Genomic DNA, 15,128 nt, shown 5'->3' with positions numbered 1-15,128 from the left:
CTACAGATCCAGCACCAGGCGCGGGCTCTTGCAGCCGGAGACGCAGACCATCATCGAGCGGTTGGCCGCGCGTTCGGCTTTGCTCAGGACCCCGTCGCGGTGGTCGATCTCGCCTTCCAGGACCCGCGTCTCGCAGGACCCGCACACCCCTTCGCGGCAGCTGTGGTCGATGTCGCAACCGGCGTCCAGCAGCACTTGCAGCAGGCTCAGATCGGGGTCAACCGTCAGTGTCCGCCCGGACTTTTTCAGCTCCACGCTGTAGTGGCTCTGGGCGTCCTGGCTGGGGGCGATCGTGCTGGCGCTGAAGCGCTCGACATGCCCGTGGGCATAGCCCAGGCGTTCGCAGGTGTGCTCAAAGGCATCGAGCATCGGCGTCGGGCCGCAGCAGTAGAAGTGGGTGTCGCCGGGGTAGCCGGTGAGGTAGTTGCCGAGGTCCGGCGGCAGGCCCTGTTCGTCGTTGAAGTGGTAGCGGACCTGGGCCCCGAGCCCGTCGATGGCCGCCACCAGCGCCGCTTCCTGGCGCGAGCGGGCGCAGTAGATCAGCTCGGCAGATTTTCCCAGGGCCAGCAGTTGGCGGAACATGCAGTAGATCGGCGTGATGCCGATGCCGCCGGCCACCAGCACGCTGTGCTCGGCACTCAGGTCGAGGGCGAAGTTGTTGCGCGGCGCCGAGATCGACAACGCCATGCCCACCCGCAGTTGGCTGTGGATGTACTCCGAGCCGCCGCGGCTGGCGCGATCGCGCAGGATGCCGACCCGGTAATGCCCCGGGTCGCCGGGCGCATTGAGCAGCGAGTAGCTGCGCACCAGGCCGTTGGCCAGGTGCAGGTCGATGTGGGCGCCGGCCTCGAAGGCCGGGAACTGCAGGTCGCCCAACGGTCGCAGTTCGACGCTGATGATGCCCTCGGCTTCATAGTGCAGGCTTTGCACGCGAGCGGTGAGGAGCGGGGATTTGCACATCATTCACCTCGTTCAAGACAGCGCCGGCGGGGCTCGGGCCTGATCCCCGCCGGTCAGGTTCAGGCCAGTTGCTTGGCGTCGATAAGTTCCAGCTGGGCCTTGGCGGCGTTCTTCAGGTAACGCCGCAGGCGCACCACGCCCAGGTCGTGCTGGTAGAGGTTTTCGCGCTGGTTGGCGTCGGGCTCCATGAACTCCAGCAGCACCCGGTCCTGCTCCAGTACGGCCCAGTGCCGCGCTTCCAGGCGGTTCTTGTAGAGGAAGCGCCAGGTGTCGCGCTGCCAGCCGGTCAGTGGCCGGCAACGCCAGTGGAACACCGCCGCCAGCGAGCGACTGCTGGGGGTGTAGCTGCCGATGATGGTGAAGTTGCCCCCCGGGCCGCCGGTTTTCGGGTAGGGGATCTCCAGGCGCAGCCAGTGGCAGCCGTTGTCGAGGAACTCGGTCCAGTCGAAGTTGACGCCGCGCTGGCCTTCCTTCTCGAAGAAGAAGCCCTGCTCGGTGTCGCGGGTGACGAACTTGGCTGTGGCTTCGCCTTCGCTCATGGAGTGGGACATCTTGTGCAGGTAGGTGCCGTGCATCGGGTCCATGACATTGTCGATCACGTAGCGGTAGTCGCCCTGCCACTCGGTGTAGCAGAGGAAATGGCTCCACTCGGGGTTGCTCAGTTGCTCCGGCAGCACCAGTTCCGGCACCTGGTCCGGGTGCGGGTCGCTGGCATTGAACACAAAGATCGCCCCGGCCGCTTCGCGGGTGTGGAACATGCGTGTCGGCCGGCTGCCTTCAAGCTTGCAGCCGGGGCTGCCGGGCACCTTGAGCACGGTGCCGTCGCAGCGCACTTCGATGCCGTGATAGGGGCATTGCAGGCGATTGCCCAGCACCGGGCCCTGGGACAGCGGCGCGCCGCGGTGCGGGCAGTGGTCTTCGAGGGCGTGGACCTGGCCATCGTTGTCGCGCCACAGGGCGATCTTGTAGCCCAGGCGGCGCAGGGAAAGCGGTTTGTCACCCAGTTGGTCCGACGGCAGCACCGGGAACCACAGGTCTTTCAGGCCGTTGGCCAGGTGTTGCTCAGCAGGATCGGCGGTCAGTTGCAGGTTCATTTCTTATTGTCCTTCAGCGGGTCATTCGCCCAGCCGGGCCATGAGGGTTTGGTAGGCATCCGGGGTCCACTCACCGGCGGTCAGCGGGCAGGGCGGGCCTGCACGGTCAAGGTGTGCCAGCAGCTCCGACAGTTCGCTGACGCCATTGCCGAAGGCGCGTTCGATGGCGTCACCCAGCAGATCCTCGAAGGGGGTAGCGGGACGTTTGCGAGCCTGATGCGGCTCCAGGTAGGGGGCACGGGCGGTCATGTCATGGATCTCCTTTGCGGCGGCGGCTCAGGCCTTGGGTTTGTCGGTGAGGAATTTGCCCTGGGGCGCCTCGACGTGCTGCTGGCGCCGGGTGTGGCCGTCGATGCCCCCGGCAATCGCCCATTCGGCGAACACCGTGGGCCCGGGCTCGAAGTTGCGGGGCTGCCACTCGGCGGTCAGTTGGTCTTCGTCGGCGTAGTACTCCACCAGGGCCCCGGCGGGGTTCTTGAAGTACCAGAAGAAGGCCGATGACACCGGGTGCCGGCCCGGGCCGATCTCGGTGTCCCAGCCGCTACGGGAAATATGCATGCCGCCGCCAAACACCTCGTGCACGTCGCGCACGGTGAAGGCCACGTGGTTGAGCCCGGCCCGAGGCGCCGGCAGTTGCAGCATGAACAGGTCGTGGTGGCCGCCTTCCTCGGCGCTGCGCAAAAAGGAACCGCGATCCGGGTAGCGGTCCGAGGCCTGGAAGTCGAAACGTTGCTGGTAGAAGGCTTCGCAGGCGTTCACGTCCTTGACGAAAAACACCACGTGGCCGACTTCAATCGGCGTCGCGCGTTCGTAGATCGGTGCTGGCTTGTTGATCCGGCCCTTGGTCTGCCAGGTGTTGTGGCCGCTGCACTCGATGTCCAGGGGGCGCTTGCGGGTCACCTGCAAGCGGATCGCCAGGCCGTTGGGGTCGGTGCAACCAATGCGCCCGTTGCCTTCGACAAACCCCGGGTCATTGGCCAGGCGCGTGCTGTACCGCGCCAGGTCGGCGGCGTTTTCCACGCCCCAGACCACCTCGCGTACGGTAGAGCCGGTTTCGATGGCGGGTGGCAGGCCCGGCTTGTTCAGGTCGGCGAGTACCACACGGCAGCCGTTGAGGGTCTCGAAGATCACCTCGTCAGGCTGGGTGCTGACTTGCCTGAGGCCCCAATCGCTGAAAAACCGCACGCAGGTGTCGAGGTCTTCGACGCCATAGGTGACTTCATCAATGCCTAGAACACTCATAGCGCTACCTCTCGTGGCACACCGGCCCAGGCCAGTGGCTGTTGGTTCATGCCCCAGTAGAGGCTCTTCTGTTCCATGTACTGCAGGATGCCCAGGCGGCCTTTTTCCCGGCCCAGGCCGCTGTCGCGCCAGCCGCCGAAGGGCGTGGCAATCGAGAACTGCTTGTAGGTGTTGATCCACACCGTGCCGGCCTGAAGCTTGCGGCCCAGGGCCCAGGCGCGCTTGTAGTCGCGGCTCCAGATCCCGGCCGCGAGGGCGTACAGGCTGTCGTTGGCCTGTTCCAGCAACTGCGCTTCATCATCGAACGGCAGGGCCACCAGCACCGGGCCGAAGATCTCTTCCTGGCACACCTGCTGGTGGTTGCCGAGGCCTTCGAGAATGGTTGGCGGGTAGTAATAACCCTGGTCGTAGAGGCCGCCGCTCGGGCGTTGCCCGCCGAGGAGCAGGCGCCCGCCTTCGGCAAGGCCCAGGGCCACATAACGCTCCACCGAAGCGCGGTGCTCGGCGCTGATCAGCGGGCCCATCTGGGTGCTGTCGTCGGCCGGGTCGCCCACCCGCAGGTTTGCCGCCGCCGCCACCAGGCGCTGCATGAACGGCTGGTACAGGGCGCGGGCGACGAACAGCCGCGAGCCGGCAATGCACGCCTCGCCCGAGGAACTGAAAATGCCGTACAGCACCCCGGCCACGGCGTGGTCGAGGTCGGCGTCGTCGAGGACGATGGTTGGCGACTTGCCCCCCAGCTCCAGGGACACCGGCATCATCTTGTCGGCGGCGATATGGGCGATGTGCTTGCCGGTGCGGGTGCCGCCGGTGAAGGACACCCTTCTCACCAGCGGATGCCGGGTCAGGGCGTCGCCCAGCAGCGAGCCCTTGCCGGGCAGCACGCTGATCAGGCCCTTGGGCAGCCCGGCCGCTTCACACAAACGCGCCAGTTGCAGCGCCAGCAGCGGGGTGATTTCCGCCGGCTTGATCACCACCGCGTTACCCGCCGCCAGGGCCGGCGCGACCTTCTGCGCCTCGCTGGCGATGGGTGAGTTCCACGGGGTGATCGCGGCGATCACGCCCATCGGCTCGTACACACTCATGCTGACAAAGTCACCGCGCGACGGGGTGATGGTTTCTTCCAGGGTTTCGCAGGCCGCGGCGAAGAACTGAAACGTGCCGGCGGCGCTGGCCACCAGGGCCCGGGTTTCATTGATCGGCTTGCCGTTGTCCTGGCGCTGCAACTGCGCCAGCTCTTCGCTGTGCTGGCGGATCAGTTCGGCAATGCGGTACAGCACGCTGGCCCGCTCGTGGGGTTTGCGCTGGGCCCAGCCGCTGTGCAGAAACGCCTGGTGCGCACCCTGGATGGCGTCTTCGACGTCCTGCAGGTCGGCGGCATTGAGCCAGGCCACGGCCTCGCCGGTGGCCGGGTAGCGGCTGGCGTAGCGCTCGCCACGCCCCAGGCGCCACTCGCCGGCAATGCAAATCGGTAAAGCCTGTTCAAGCGTCATAAAAAAACCTCAGGGGTAAGAGCAGAGCGGGCAGTTGCAAGCGGCAAGCTGCAAGAAGAAGCCACGGCGACGCGGTCTGCTTCGACTTGGCGCTTGCCGCTCCAGGCTTGCCGCTGCCCATTCATATGGAAATCCCATGGGCGTGGTTGCCCAGCGCCCGCACCACGCTGTACACGGTCAGCGCCGAGGTCTTGGGGTTGGCCAGCAGCGGTTTGCCGCGCAGGCTCAACTCGAAGCCGCCGAAGGCGCCACGGGCCTCGAAGTGGTGCACGTTTTCGTCGCTGTGGGGGTCGGCGATCAGCGTCACCCGGGTGCGGTCCAGGCCGATCCCGGCCAGTGACAGGGTGGCGGTGACGTTGGCGTTTTTCGGGTACAGCCGCGCCGCTTCGCGGGCGCTGCCCTGGAAGATCACCGTGGCTTTGCTGAGGTTGTCCAGGTCGCAGGCCTGTTCGCCGGGGGTGTTCTTCCAGGCACCGGCCGGCTTGCGTCCGGTGTAGTCGACCGAGTCCAGCCCACCGACCTTGGCCGCCGACAGCGCGTCAATCCCGCCGATGGCCCCGGGCAGCAACTGGATGCGGGTCTGCCCGCGCGCGGCGGCCTCCTCCAGGCGCTGCACCAGGCCGATTTCGGAGAGCGCGCCGACCGAGACGATCAGGCAGGCGATGCCGCGCTCCAGGGCTGGCAGCACGTGTTCTGCAATCGCGCGGTGGCCGGCACATTCCAGCAGCAGGTCCGGGCGGGCATCGGCCGGCAATGCCGTGAGGACCTGCGGCGGCTGTTTGAAACCGGCCAGGCGCTGGCGCACCAGGGCTTCGGAACCCGGGGAGACGATGACGGCGTCCACACACAGCTGGGGGGCCTTCTCCAGCAGTTCGAGTACCCCGACGCCAATCGCGCCGCAACCGATCATGGTGATATGCAACATGCTGCAATCCTCAGGCGCTGGCCTTCTGGGCTTGGGTTTCGCTGTTGGGCGGACCGGCAAACTGGGTGGCGAAGTTGCCGACGCTGAGCATGTCGACCTCCAGCAGGAAGGGGCCGGGCTGGCTCAGTGCACGGTCGACGACAGCGCCGAAGTCCTTGAGGTCGGCGACCAGCCCATGGCGCAGGCCGAGGGATTCAGCGAGCTTGCTGTAGTCCGGGGTGTGCAGGTCGACGTAGCAATGGCGGCTGCCATAGATCGCGTCCTGGATGTTGCGGATAACCCCGTAGCGCTGGTCGTTCATCAGCAGGATCACCAGGTTGGCCTGCTCCTGGACCAGGGTCGCCAGCTCGCCGAGGTTGAGGATGAAACCGCCGTCGCCGGCCAGGGCGAAGACCTTGCGCTGGGGCGCGTTGACCGCCGCCGCCACCGCTGCGCCGATGCCCATGGCCAGGCCCTGGCCGATGCCGCCGCCCAGGGCGTGAATCCCCGAGCGCGGGTGGCACAGGGTCAGCAGGCGGTTGCCCCAGATGCTGTTGGACAGGGTCACATCGCGGACCCAGGTGAAGTCGCGGCCGGTGTGGTCCTGCAACTGCTCGACCATGGCCGAGTAGGGCCCCAGGTCCGCCAGCAGTTGCAGGCGCGAGGCGGTGCGCACCGCTTTGAGTTCGGCGAGAAACTGCGGATTGCTGCGCAGGCGTCCTCGCAGGCGGTCGGCCAGGCCTTCCAGGGCCAGGGCCGCGTCGCCACAGACAAACAGCTCGCTGGCGTAGCTGCGGCCCTCGATGGCCGGGTTGGTGTCGATGCGCAGGGTGTTGCGCGGCAGCTTCAGGCTGTACTTGAAGGTTTCGTTGCTGCGCAGGCGTGAGCCGGCGATCAGCAGGGCGTCGCAGCTTTGCAGGAACTGCTCGACCTGTTTGTTCTGCGAAAAGGCGCCGAGGCAGCGTTCATCGTCCTCGTTGACCACGCCTCGGCCCTGGGTCGAGGTGATCACCCCGAGGCCCAGCTCCAGCAGGCGCTTGACCTGAGGCCCGGCATGCCGCGCGCCGCCCCCCAGCCAGAGCATCGGGCGCTGGCTTTCCGCCAGGCGTTCGGCCAACTGGTCCAGAAGTTCGGCGGCGGGCACCGCCACGGCTACCGGCAAGGGCGACAGGTCACAGGGCATGGGGATCAGGGTCGACTGGATGTCGATCGGAATCTCCACGCTCACCGGCCCGGTGGGCGCGGTCAGGGCGGTCTGCACCGCCAGCTTCAGGGTGCTCAGGGCGGTCTCTACGCTGCGCACGCGGAACGCCGCCTTGGACACGGCCTTGAGCATGCTCAGCTGGTCCCGGGCCTCGTGGATGTAGGCCAGCTCCTGGTCGAGGTAGGGGGTTTCGATCTGCCCGGTCAGGTGCAGCAACGGGGTGCCGGCGGTCAACGCTTCGACCAGAGCGCCGGCAGCGTTGCCGGCGGCGGTGCCGGTGGAGGTCAGGCACACCCCCAGGCCGCCGCTGGCCCGGGCATAGGCGTCGGCCATGTTGGCCGCCCCGGCCTCGCCCCGGGCCATGACGAAGCGGATATTGCCGCGTACCGCGAAGGCATCGAGGATCGGCATGTTGTGGATCGAGATCACGCCAAAGGCGGCCTTGACGTCGCACTGTTCGAGAAACGCGGTGATGACGGCACCGACAGTGACCATTGGTTCGTTACGCATGGCGGCAGAGGCCTCCGGAAACATCGATATGGCTGCCCGTGGTGTAAGCGGAAAGAGGCGAGGCCAGGAACAGGATGGCGCGGGCTGCCTCGATCGGCAGGCCCAGGCGTCCCAGGGGAATCTGTTTGCGCTGGGCCAGTTGGGCGGTCCATTGCGTCCAGTCGAGGTGGCGCTCCTCGCGGGCGTCGAAGCGCCGGCGCCATTGCCCGGACTCCACCAGGCCAATGAGGATGCCGTTGACCCGAATGCCGTCGGGGGCGAACTCGGTGGCCAGGGAGCGCACCAGGTTCAGCACCCCGGCGCGGGCGGCGGAGGTGGCCACCATGTGCGGTTCCGGCTGGCTGGCCAGCAGCGAGTTGACGCAGACAATCGCCGCCCCGGGCTGGCTGTCGAGCTGGGGCTTGAAGGCGTGCACCGGGTTGATCACCGAGAACAGCTTGAGGTTCAGCTCCTCGCTCCAGGCCGTGTTGCTGGTGTCGGCAAAGGTCGACACCCGGCCTTGCCCGGCGTTGTTGATCAGCACGCTGGCCGGGCCCAGGGCCTTCTGGCTGGCGCTGGCGAAAGCCTGCATCGCGTCGGCATCGAGCACGTCGCAGGCCAGGGCCAGCATCCGCGCCTCGGGGTAACGCTCGCGCAGGCTGCGTTCGGCAGCCCCCAGGCGGCCAGAGTCACGGCCGCAAAAGGCCACCTGGGCGCCGGCCTGCAACAGTTGCTCGACGCAAGCCAGGCCGATGCCCGAAGAGCCGCCGGTGACGATGGCCGTGCGGCCTTGCAGTAGAAAGGGGTTCATTTCAATCCCTCATCAGGGCGGTGACCCGCGGCTGCCGCTCGTGGGCGGCGCTGGTGTAGTCGAGCAGGCGTGACAGTTCGTCGGCGCTGCGGCGTACCTGCAACAGCAGTTCGGTGTAATTGATGTGGCCGACCTGGGTGGTGGGAATGGTCACCCCCAGGGCCGCGACGATGCAGCCGCTCTGGTCGCGCACCGGCGCCGCCAGGGTGGAAATGCTCGACTCGAAGAACCCTTCGCCGCTGACAAAGCCCCGCAGGCGATCGGCCTGGGCCATGTCGAACAGTTCCAGCACGGTTTTCGGCGTGCTCTCGGTGTGCTGCTCCAGGTGGTCTTCCGGGTACAGCTCGCGCAGCTCGGCCAGGGACTGGTCCCCCAGCAGCACGCGGCCGAGCACCGTGGCATGGGCCGGCAGGCGAGTGCCCACGGTGACCGCGCTGGAAAACACCGACGGCGGCGAGACCTTGGCCACGTAGACGATCGAGCGGCCGTCGCGCACCACCAGGTTGCTCGGGTAGTTGAGGCGGTCGCACAGGCGCGCCAGCAGCGGCTGGCCCAGTTCGGTGAGTTCCAGGGACGCCAGGTACTCGAAGCCCAGGCGCAGCACCGACATGCCGAGGCGGTACTCGTTGCCGCTGCGGGTGACGAAACCCATGGTTTCCAGGGTGGTCAGCAGGCGGAAGATGGTCGAGCGCGGCAAGGCCAGGCGCCGGGCCAGTTCCGGGGCGGTGAGGGTGCGGTTGCTGCGGCTGAACTCGCACAGCAGCAACAGCCCCCGTTCCAGGCCCGGGACGATGTATTTGTCCTGGGTGTCCTTCAGCAGATCGGAGTCGTTCATAGAGGGCTACCTGTCAGGGATTCTTGGAGGGCACAGGCCACGAGGCCTGCCACCACCCGCGGTTGTTCGATGGGGCTGGCGTGGCCCGCACCGGCGATCAGGCTGAAGCGGGCACCCAGCGCCTGGGCCAGGCTCAGGCAGGTGGCGGCCGGGGTGATGCTGTCGGCGTCGCCGCAATGCACGTCGCAGGGCATGTCGGGGGCGCCGTGGCGCAGCAGGTCGTCGCCGCACAACAGCTCGATGGCCTGGCGATACCCGTCGGGGTTGAGGCGCGCCATGTTCCAGCGCACCCAGGCCAGGGCCTGGGGCTCGGCAGCGGGGGACAGCATGTGGGCGCTGCGTTGCTCAGCCAGGCCGGCGATATCCAGGTGTTCCAGGTTGTCCAGGCGTTGCTGGCGTACCTGTTGGCGCCGTTCGGCGAATTGCGCCGCGCCATACCCCCGGGCCGGGCTGATCAGCAGCAGGCGCCGCACCCGTTGTGCCTGGGTGCTGCGGGCCAAGGCCAGCGCCGGCAGCGCGCCGAGGGAATGCCCGACCAGCACGCAGTCCTCGACGCCCAGGGTATCGAGCATCTGCAACAGGCGAGCGGCGTACTGCTCGGCCTTGGGCGCGGGCGATTCCAGCGGGCTGGAATCGCCATAGCCGGGCGCGTCCCAGGCGATGACCCTGGCCCGGGAGGCCAGCTGTTGCGCCACCTGGAGCCAGGACGCGGCCCCGGAACCGATGCCGTGCAGCAGCACCACCGTCGGCCCCGCGCCACATTCGAGCAGGGCTTGCCGGCCGCCGCTCGCCAGCACCAGACGCTGGGGAAAGTCCCGCGCCAGTTGGGCTTGCAGGTCCGCGGTCGATGCGGGTTGAAAGAGGCCTGGCAGCATGGCCCTACCCGCGCTTGATCGAGGCCAGAGGGTGCTCTGGCGGATAGGTCGGGGTGATCGGTTTTTTCGCGCCGAGCATCACGCACATCAGCGCGTCTTCATCGCCGATGTTGATCTCTTCGCGGTACACCCCGGGCGGCACGGACACCACGTCGCGCTCGGTGAGGATGGTTTCAAAGCGCTCGCCGTCCTTTTCCAGCACCAGCTTGAGCGTGCCGCGCAGCACGAAAAACACCTCCTCGACGTCGATATGCAGGTGCGGCGGACCTTCGTGGCCCGCGGGAATGACCATGGTGGAAAAGGTGAAGTGCTCGGCCGGGATGGTGTTGTTGTCGCTGCCGACCCCGGTGCCGCCGGTGCCGATGTAGCGCATCTGCGCGCGGCGGAATTTCGGGTCGTAGTCGGCCTGGAACTTCAGCGCATTCCAGTCGTACTGGCGGGTCTGGTAGCGGGCGATGCGGGTGTTCATCCAGCTTTCCAGGCTGGCCCCGGCAGGGCGTTCCCAGCTTTTGCGTTCTTCGTGGGCGGATAGATCGGTCATGACAGTCTCCATTCAGGGCATGACGAACCCGCCGTTGACCGGCAGGGTTTGTCCAGTGATGAAACGGGCAAGGTCGGACAGCGCGAACAGCACGGCGCCGCTGACGTCTTCGGGCAGTTGCGGGCGTTGCAGGGCGCGCTGGTCGTGGTACAGGCGGTGGCGGGCCTCGGGCACGTAGGCGGTGGCTTCGACCTCCACCAGGCCGGGGGCGATGGCGTTGATCGTGATGTTGTCGCTTCCCAGCTCGCGGGCCAGGCTGCGGGTCATGGCGATGATCGCGCCCTTGCTGGCGACGTAGGCCAACAGGTTCGGCGCGCCCCACAGCGGTGTGTCGGACGCCAGGTTGACGATGGCGCCGTGGCCGCTGGCGCGCAGGGCCGGCAGGCAGGCGTTGGTCATCAGCCAGGTGCCGCGCACGTTGACCTGCATCACCTGGTCCCAGGTGTCGATGCTCAGCGCCTCGGTGCCCTTGCCGCCGGAGTTGGTGACCGAAGCGTTGTTCACCAGGCCATCGAGGCCGCCGAGCAGGCCCAGGGTGGCGCCGATGCAGGCCTCGACGGAGGCCGGCTGGGCTAGGTCGAGGCTCACGGCCTGCACGTCCAGGTCCAGGGCCTGCAACTCGGCGGCGGCCTGTTGCACGCGTTCTTCAAGCACGTCGGCGATGACCACTCGGGCACCGGCCTGGCCGATGGCCCGGGCAAACGCGTAGCCCAGGCCTCGGGCGCCGCCGGTGACCAGCACCCGGCGGCCTTTAAGTAAAACGCTGTGAGGGTTCATCGTTGGGGCTCCTTATTGGGTGCTCAGCATGGCTTTGGGCAGGTAATGCAGGACGCGCTTTTCCGCCCAGACCACGGCGCCGTAGGCGATCACCCCGATCAGGGTCAGCATCACGATGGCGACGAACACCCCGGCGGTGTTGCCCTGGCCCTCGGCGTCCACCAGCAGGAAACCCAGGCCCTGGTTGCCCCCCACCAGTTCGCCGACCGTGACCCCGATCACCGCCAGGGTCGAGGCGATGCGCAGGCCGGAGAACAGCGCGGCCATGGCCGAGGGAAACTCCACCAGGCGGAAGATCTGCCAGCGGCTGGCGCTCATGGTGCGCACCAGGTTGATCATGTCCGGGTCCACGGTGCGGATCGCCGACAGCACGTTGATCATCACCGGGAAGAACACGATCAGGATGGCGATCAGGATCTTCGGGTAGACGGTGTAGCCCAGCCACATCACGAACAGCGGCGCGAAGGCCACCTTGGGTGCGATCTGCAAGGCCAGGATGTAGGGCGAGAGCACCGCTTCGGCGGTGGGCGAGAGGCCCAGGGACACACCGATGGTCAGGCCCAGGAAGGCGCCGAGGGCGAAGCCGACGATGATCTCCAGGGCGGTGACCAGGGTGTGCTGCCAGAGGTTGCCGGCCTGCCACATGACCAGGCTTTCCTGGGCCACGCGGCTGAGCTTGGGCATGACGAACTCGGGCATGCCCAGCAGCCCCGGGCCCCACTGCCAGAGCGCCAGGAACACCAGCAACAGCGCAGCGCTGCCGAGCACGGAGTGATTGAGGGTTTTCATCCGGGGTTTTACCTCACAGGTGGCGGCCGTCATTGCGCGGCCACCGGGCTGTCGATGAACTGGTTGGTGTAGAGGTCGTCGAGCTTGGGCTCCTGGCTGACGATGCCTTCGCTGACATAGAACTGGCGCACCTGCTCCAGGCGCTTGGGATCGATGCGCCCCAGCACCTCCTGACCGGCGTAGACGTGCTCGACATAGAGCGTGAAGATCCGCTCCAGGACGTCTTCCTTGCCGGCGTAGGACGGCACCGCCTTGGCGAAGGTCCGGGCCGCGGCGCGTGGGTCCTGGATGATGTCGCGCATGCCTTGCAGGGTGGCCTGGACCACGCCCCGGACCAGCTCCGGCTGGTCACGGATCACCGCGTCGGAGGCGAGGATCGCCTGGGCCATGCTCTCGAAGATCTGCTCCTGGGGAATCAGCTGGACCTTGACCCCGGCGTCTTCGGCACTGATCACCCAGTCCGGCACGGCGGCCATGGCCTGGGCCTTGCCGGCGGAGAACAGCTGCCAGACCCCGGACGGGCCGGCGGCCTGGATGTCCACGTCGTTTTTGCTCAGGCCGGCTTTGCGCAGGGAGGCGAGCAGCGCGTAATAGCTGGTGTCCGAGTACGACATCACGGTCAGGGTCTTGCCCTTGAGGTCGCCGACGGTCTTGATCCCGGCGCTTTGCGGGGTGGCGATCAGGGTCACTCCGCCTGCGCCCAGCACCGCCACCGCGCGCACCGGAATGTTGTTGGCCCGGACCACGATCGGGGTATCGCCGATGGCGCCGCCCATCAGCGCGTTACCGGCGCCGATCTGCTTGGCCACATCGACCCCGCCCTTGGCGGCGATAAAGGTCAGGTTGAGGTTGTGCGCGGCGTAGTAGCCCTTTTCCTTGGCGATGATCCAGGGCGCGAACGCTGGCAGGTTGGGCGGTGCCGGCAGCAGATAGGTGACGTCCACCGGCGCGGCCAGCGCGCCCTGTGCCAGGGCCAGGCCGAGGCTGACAGCGCCGGCCCGGCCGAGTCTTTGAAACAACGACTTGAGCATGGGTACTCCTGGATCGGTTGAGGCCCGCGAGGGCATTGATCAATGCAGTTCGAGGTCCTGGCCGACTTGCAGCAACTCCATCAGGCGCCCCACCAGCGGGCCGATTTGCGGCAGCTTGCGGCGTTCCAGGGGGTTGTCCCGCAGCGGCAGATCGACGTTGATTTCTTCGACGATGGTCCCGGGGCGGGCGCTCATGACCAGCAGCCGGTCGGACATGGCGATGGCTTCCACCAGGTCGTGGGTGATGAACAGGGCGGTCTTCCCGGTGTCGGCCAGCATCCGCGCCATGTCCTGTTGCAGGATCATCTTGGTCTGGGCGTCGAGGGCCGAGAACGGCTCGTCGAGAAACAGCACCTGGGGGTCGATGGCCAGGGTCCGGGCCAGGGCCGCGCGTTGGCGCATGCCGCCGGACAGCTGGAACGGGTAGTGCTCGGTGAACCCCTTGAGGTGGCATCGTTCGAGCAACTCATTGGCCACGCTCGCCCGGGAGGAGGCGTCCACGCCCTGGATCTCCAGGCCCAGCTCGACGTTGCGACGAATGCTGCGCCAGGGCATCAGCAGGTCTTTTTGCAGCATGAAGGCAACCCGGCGTACCGGCCCCTTCACGGTTTCGCCGCCCACCAGCACTTCGCCTTCGGTGGGCAGGTAGAGGCCTGAGCCCATGTTGAGCAGGGTGCTTTTGCCACAGCCGGAAGGGCCGATGATCGAGACCACCTCGCCGCGGCGAATCTTGAAACTTACGTCACGAATGGCAAACGGCGCGCTGGATTGGCCCTTGCTCGGAAAACATTTACCGACCTGGCGAAATTCGATTTCAGTCGGCGCCAACTCTTCCTGAGGAAGAGGGGCATTGCATTGCGGCACGGTGGCATACATCTCTTTCACAGCCATTGGGATAACTCTCAAGTCTGTTTTATAGGTGATATGTCGGTGAGTGCAGGAACAATGCCAGTGAGTTTTTCGTGCGGATTAAAGCTATAAAATCCTTCTTAATCAGATGTTTATAACTAATTAGTTGTATTTGGAGTGTTTTACATATGAAACGTTGTTTATTATTTGGCACGAAACTGCCCACTGCCTCGAAATGGCTTGGGAAGTTGCGAGGAAAGAAGGCTTTTCAGGTAACGGGAAACCCGGGATAACGCCCAAGTTTGTTTTATATATGAAACGTGGCAGGCGCCAGACAAGTGCCGGCTTATATAAGAGCAACGCCGCGATAATCTATCGTCCTGCGCCTCGGCTTACAGCCAAAAGGTTTCATGGCGCTCTTGGAAGTCATGCAGCTCACCCTGTTCCAGCAACTGCCGGATCCACGGCCCGAGCAGGTCCTGGGTGCCGTCCAGGGGTGTCTGCCGCTGCCAGCGCAGCGGCACCTGGGCGAAGCGCTGCTGGTTGGCGCTGACCTTTTCCAGGATCTGCCGGTCCTGTTTCAGGATCACCTTGAACAAGGGCTGCAGCACACCGTGCTTGAGCCAGCCCGGCAGGCGGCCGCGGGCCGTGGCAATGCGCGCGAACAGCCGCAGTTCGCCCTCGGCGGCCGGGCTCAGCCAGGCGCTGACCAGCAGATTGAGCCGGCCCTGGCGGTCGCGGTATTCGATTTCCGCCAGCCCTGGCAGGCGGAAGCGGCCCATGCTGAGGCCACGATTGCCTTCGAGCAGCCGCGATATCAGCCCGGACTGGGTGCCTTCTTCGCTGTATTGCGCTTCGATCCCGTCTTCCAGACGATGCACCCAGGTGCGTATCTGTTGGCGCTGGCGGTCGTGGCGAATCCAGCCGGCATGCACGAAATGGGTGTGGAAACCGTCGAGAAAGTTCTCCGCGGCGTCCTGCAAGCTGCACTGCACCCGGTCGCTGATCCAGAACACGTCCAGCGCCTGGGACTGTTCGGCGGCGGCCACTGGCGGCGCCGCCGGGCGTTCGCTGGCCAGGCTGACCCACACCAGCCCCTGGGCTTCGCAGCTGTGCAAGGGTTGCAGCAAGGGCTGGCTGCAACGCTGCTGTTCCTGGCCGGGCAGGTGGCTGCACCGGCCCTGGGGGTCGAAGCGCCAGCCGTGGTAGGGGCACTGGATCTGCCCGTCGCGCA

The 15,128-nt window shown here is 66.6% G+C and carries 16 protein-coding genes; all 16 read right to left on the bottom strand.

Annotation, left to right across the window (positions count from 1 at the left end):
* Positions 1 to 960 (bottom strand): PDR/VanB family oxidoreductase, encoded by a 960-nt coding sequence (locus CF161_RS01890; protein ID WP_020294852.1) that lies wholly within the window; start codon positions 958 to 960, stop codon positions 1 to 3.
* A 59-nt stretch (positions 961 to 1,019) separates the two neighbouring features.
* Positions 1,020 to 2,054, bottom strand: coding sequence for an aromatic ring-hydroxylating dioxygenase subunit alpha (locus CF161_RS01885; protein ID WP_020294851.1), 1,035 nt, complete (start codon positions 2,052 to 2,054; stop codon positions 1,020 to 1,022).
* Positions 2,055 to 2,075: 21 nt separating this feature from the next.
* Entirely contained in the window at positions 2,076 to 2,303 is a 228-nt protein-coding gene (locus CF161_RS01880; protein WP_020294850.1) for a recombinase-like helix-turn-helix domain-containing protein, read from the bottom strand.
* Positions 2,304 to 2,330: 27 nt separating this feature from the next.
* Entirely contained in the window at positions 2,331 to 3,296 is a 966-nt protein-coding gene (locus CF161_RS01875) for a VOC family protein (RefSeq protein WP_020294849.1), read from the bottom strand.
* Positions 3,293 to 4,789 carry an aldehyde dehydrogenase gene (locus CF161_RS01870; RefSeq protein WP_020294848.1) on the bottom strand — a complete coding sequence of 499 codons (1,497 nt, stop codon included), beginning with the start codon at positions 4,787 to 4,789 and terminating at the stop codon, positions 3,293 to 3,295. The genes CF161_RS01875 and CF161_RS01870 overlap by 4 nt, the downstream gene beginning before the upstream one ends.
* Positions 4,790 to 4,910: 121 nt before the next feature.
* Positions 4,911 to 5,714, bottom strand: coding sequence for an aspartate dehydrogenase (locus CF161_RS01865; protein ID WP_020294847.1), 804 nt, complete (start codon positions 5,712 to 5,714; stop codon positions 4,911 to 4,913).
* Positions 5,715 to 5,724: 10 nt separating this feature from the next.
* Positions 5,725 to 7,407: a thiamine pyrophosphate-binding protein gene (locus CF161_RS01860; RefSeq protein WP_043228414.1), complete on the bottom strand. Its 1,683-nt coding sequence runs from the start codon at positions 7,405 to 7,407 to the stop codon at positions 5,725 to 5,727.
* Positions 7,400 to 8,197, bottom strand: a complete 798-nt coding sequence (locus CF161_RS01855) for an SDR family oxidoreductase (RefSeq protein ID WP_020294845.1) — start codon at positions 8,195 to 8,197, stop codon at positions 7,400 to 7,402. The genes CF161_RS01860 and CF161_RS01855 overlap by 8 nt, the downstream gene beginning before the upstream one ends.
* 1 nt (position 8,198) lies before the next feature.
* Positions 8,199 to 9,032: an IclR family transcriptional regulator gene (locus tag CF161_RS01850; RefSeq protein ID WP_020294844.1), complete on the bottom strand. Its 834-nt coding sequence runs from the start codon at positions 9,030 to 9,032 to the stop codon at positions 8,199 to 8,201.
* The gene (locus CF161_RS01845) at positions 9,029 to 9,907 is read right to left on the bottom strand and encodes an alpha/beta fold hydrolase (RefSeq protein ID WP_020294843.1); all 879 of its coding nucleotides are present in this window, start codon (positions 9,905 to 9,907) and stop codon (positions 9,029 to 9,031) included. The genes CF161_RS01850 and CF161_RS01845 overlap by 4 nt, the downstream gene beginning before the upstream one ends.
* Positions 9,908 to 9,911: 4 nt before the next feature.
* Entirely contained in the window at positions 9,912 to 10,448 is a 537-nt protein-coding gene (locus tag CF161_RS01840; RefSeq protein ID WP_020294842.1) for a cupin domain-containing protein, read from the bottom strand.
* Between the two features lie 12 nt (positions 10,449 to 10,460).
* The gene (locus CF161_RS01835; RefSeq protein WP_020294841.1) at positions 10,461 to 11,225 is read right to left on the bottom strand and encodes an SDR family oxidoreductase; all 765 of its coding nucleotides are present in this window, start codon (positions 11,223 to 11,225) and stop codon (positions 10,461 to 10,463) included.
* 12 nt (positions 11,226 to 11,237) lie between these two features.
* Positions 11,238 to 12,014, bottom strand: coding sequence for an ABC transporter permease (locus tag CF161_RS01830; RefSeq protein WP_020294840.1), 777 nt, complete (start codon positions 12,012 to 12,014; stop codon positions 11,238 to 11,240).
* A 29-nt stretch (positions 12,015 to 12,043) separates the two neighbouring features.
* Positions 12,044 to 13,045, bottom strand: a complete 1,002-nt coding sequence (locus CF161_RS01825; protein ID WP_020294839.1) for an ABC transporter substrate-binding protein — start codon at positions 13,043 to 13,045, stop codon at positions 12,044 to 12,046.
* A 39-nt stretch (positions 13,046 to 13,084) separates the two neighbouring features.
* The gene (locus CF161_RS01820) at positions 13,085 to 13,921 is read right to left on the bottom strand and encodes an ABC transporter ATP-binding protein (protein ID WP_052027189.1); all 837 of its coding nucleotides are present in this window, start codon (positions 13,919 to 13,921) and stop codon (positions 13,085 to 13,087) included.
* Between the two features lie 365 nt (positions 13,922 to 14,286).
* Positions 14,287 to 15,128: Rieske 2Fe-2S domain-containing protein (locus CF161_RS01815; RefSeq protein WP_020294837.1), on the bottom strand; the 842-nt coding region annotated here is incomplete at its 5' end.

The organism is Pseudomonas sp. CF161 (genome assembly GCF_000416215.1).
Classification (GTDB): domain Bacteria; phylum Pseudomonadota; class Gammaproteobacteria; order Pseudomonadales; family Pseudomonadaceae; genus Aquipseudomonas.
The sequence above is the reverse complement of the archived record's forward strand: the minus strand, read 5'-3'. Positions and strand labels throughout refer to the sequence as shown.

What these genes read in the sequence shown, in the direction of transcription:
- CF161_RS01890 (WP_020294852.1), bottom strand. Translation starts at nt 960, where the DNA reads ATGTGCAAATCCCCGCTCCTCACCGCTCGCGTGCAAAGCCTGCACTAT.
- CF161_RS01820 (WP_052027189.1), bottom strand. Translation starts at nt 13,921, where the DNA reads ATGTATGCCACCGTGCCGCAATGCAATGCCCCTCTTCCTCAGGAAGAG.
- CF161_RS01855 (WP_020294845.1), bottom strand. Translation starts at nt 8,197, where the DNA reads ATGAACCCCTTTCTACTGCAAGGCCGCACGGCCATCGTCACCGGCGGC.
- CF161_RS01850 (WP_020294844.1), bottom strand. Translation starts at nt 9,032, where the DNA reads ATGAACGACTCCGATCTGCTGAAGGACACCCAGGACAAATACATCGTC.
- CF161_RS01835 (WP_020294841.1), bottom strand. Translation starts at nt 11,225, where the DNA reads ATGAACCCTCACAGCGTTTTACTTAAAGGCCGCCGGGTGCTGGTCACC.
- CF161_RS01830 (WP_020294840.1), bottom strand. Translation starts at nt 12,014, where the DNA reads ATGAAAACCCTCAATCACTCCGTGCTCGGCAGCGCTGCGCTGTTGCTG.
- CF161_RS01880 (WP_020294850.1), bottom strand. Translation starts at nt 2,303, where the DNA reads ATGACCGCCCGTGCCCCCTACCTGGAGCCGCATCAGGCTCGCAAACGT.
- CF161_RS01885 (WP_020294851.1), bottom strand. Translation starts at nt 2,054, where the DNA reads ATGAACCTGCAACTGACCGCCGATCCTGCTGAGCAACACCTGGCCAAC.
- CF161_RS01860 (WP_043228414.1), bottom strand. Translation starts at nt 7,407, where the DNA reads ATGCGTAACGAACCAATGGTCACTGTCGGTGCCGTCATCACCGCGTTT.
- CF161_RS01875 (WP_020294849.1), bottom strand. Translation starts at nt 3,296, where the DNA reads ATGAGTGTTCTAGGCATTGATGAAGTCACCTATGGCGTCGAAGACCTC.
- CF161_RS01845 (WP_020294843.1), bottom strand. Translation starts at nt 9,907, where the DNA reads ATGCTGCCAGGCCTCTTTCAACCCGCATCGACCGCGGACCTGCAAGCC.
- CF161_RS01870 (WP_020294848.1), bottom strand. Translation starts at nt 4,789, where the DNA reads ATGACGCTTGAACAGGCTTTACCGATTTGCATTGCCGGCGAGTGGCGC.
- CF161_RS01840 (WP_020294842.1), bottom strand. Translation starts at nt 10,448, where the DNA reads ATGACCGATCTATCCGCCCACGAAGAACGCAAAAGCTGGGAACGCCCT.
- CF161_RS01865 (WP_020294847.1), bottom strand. Translation starts at nt 5,714, where the DNA reads ATGTTGCATATCACCATGATCGGTTGCGGCGCGATTGGCGTCGGGGTA.
- CF161_RS01825 (WP_020294839.1), bottom strand. Translation starts at nt 13,045, where the DNA reads ATGCTCAAGTCGTTGTTTCAAAGACTCGGCCGGGCCGGCGCTGTCAGC.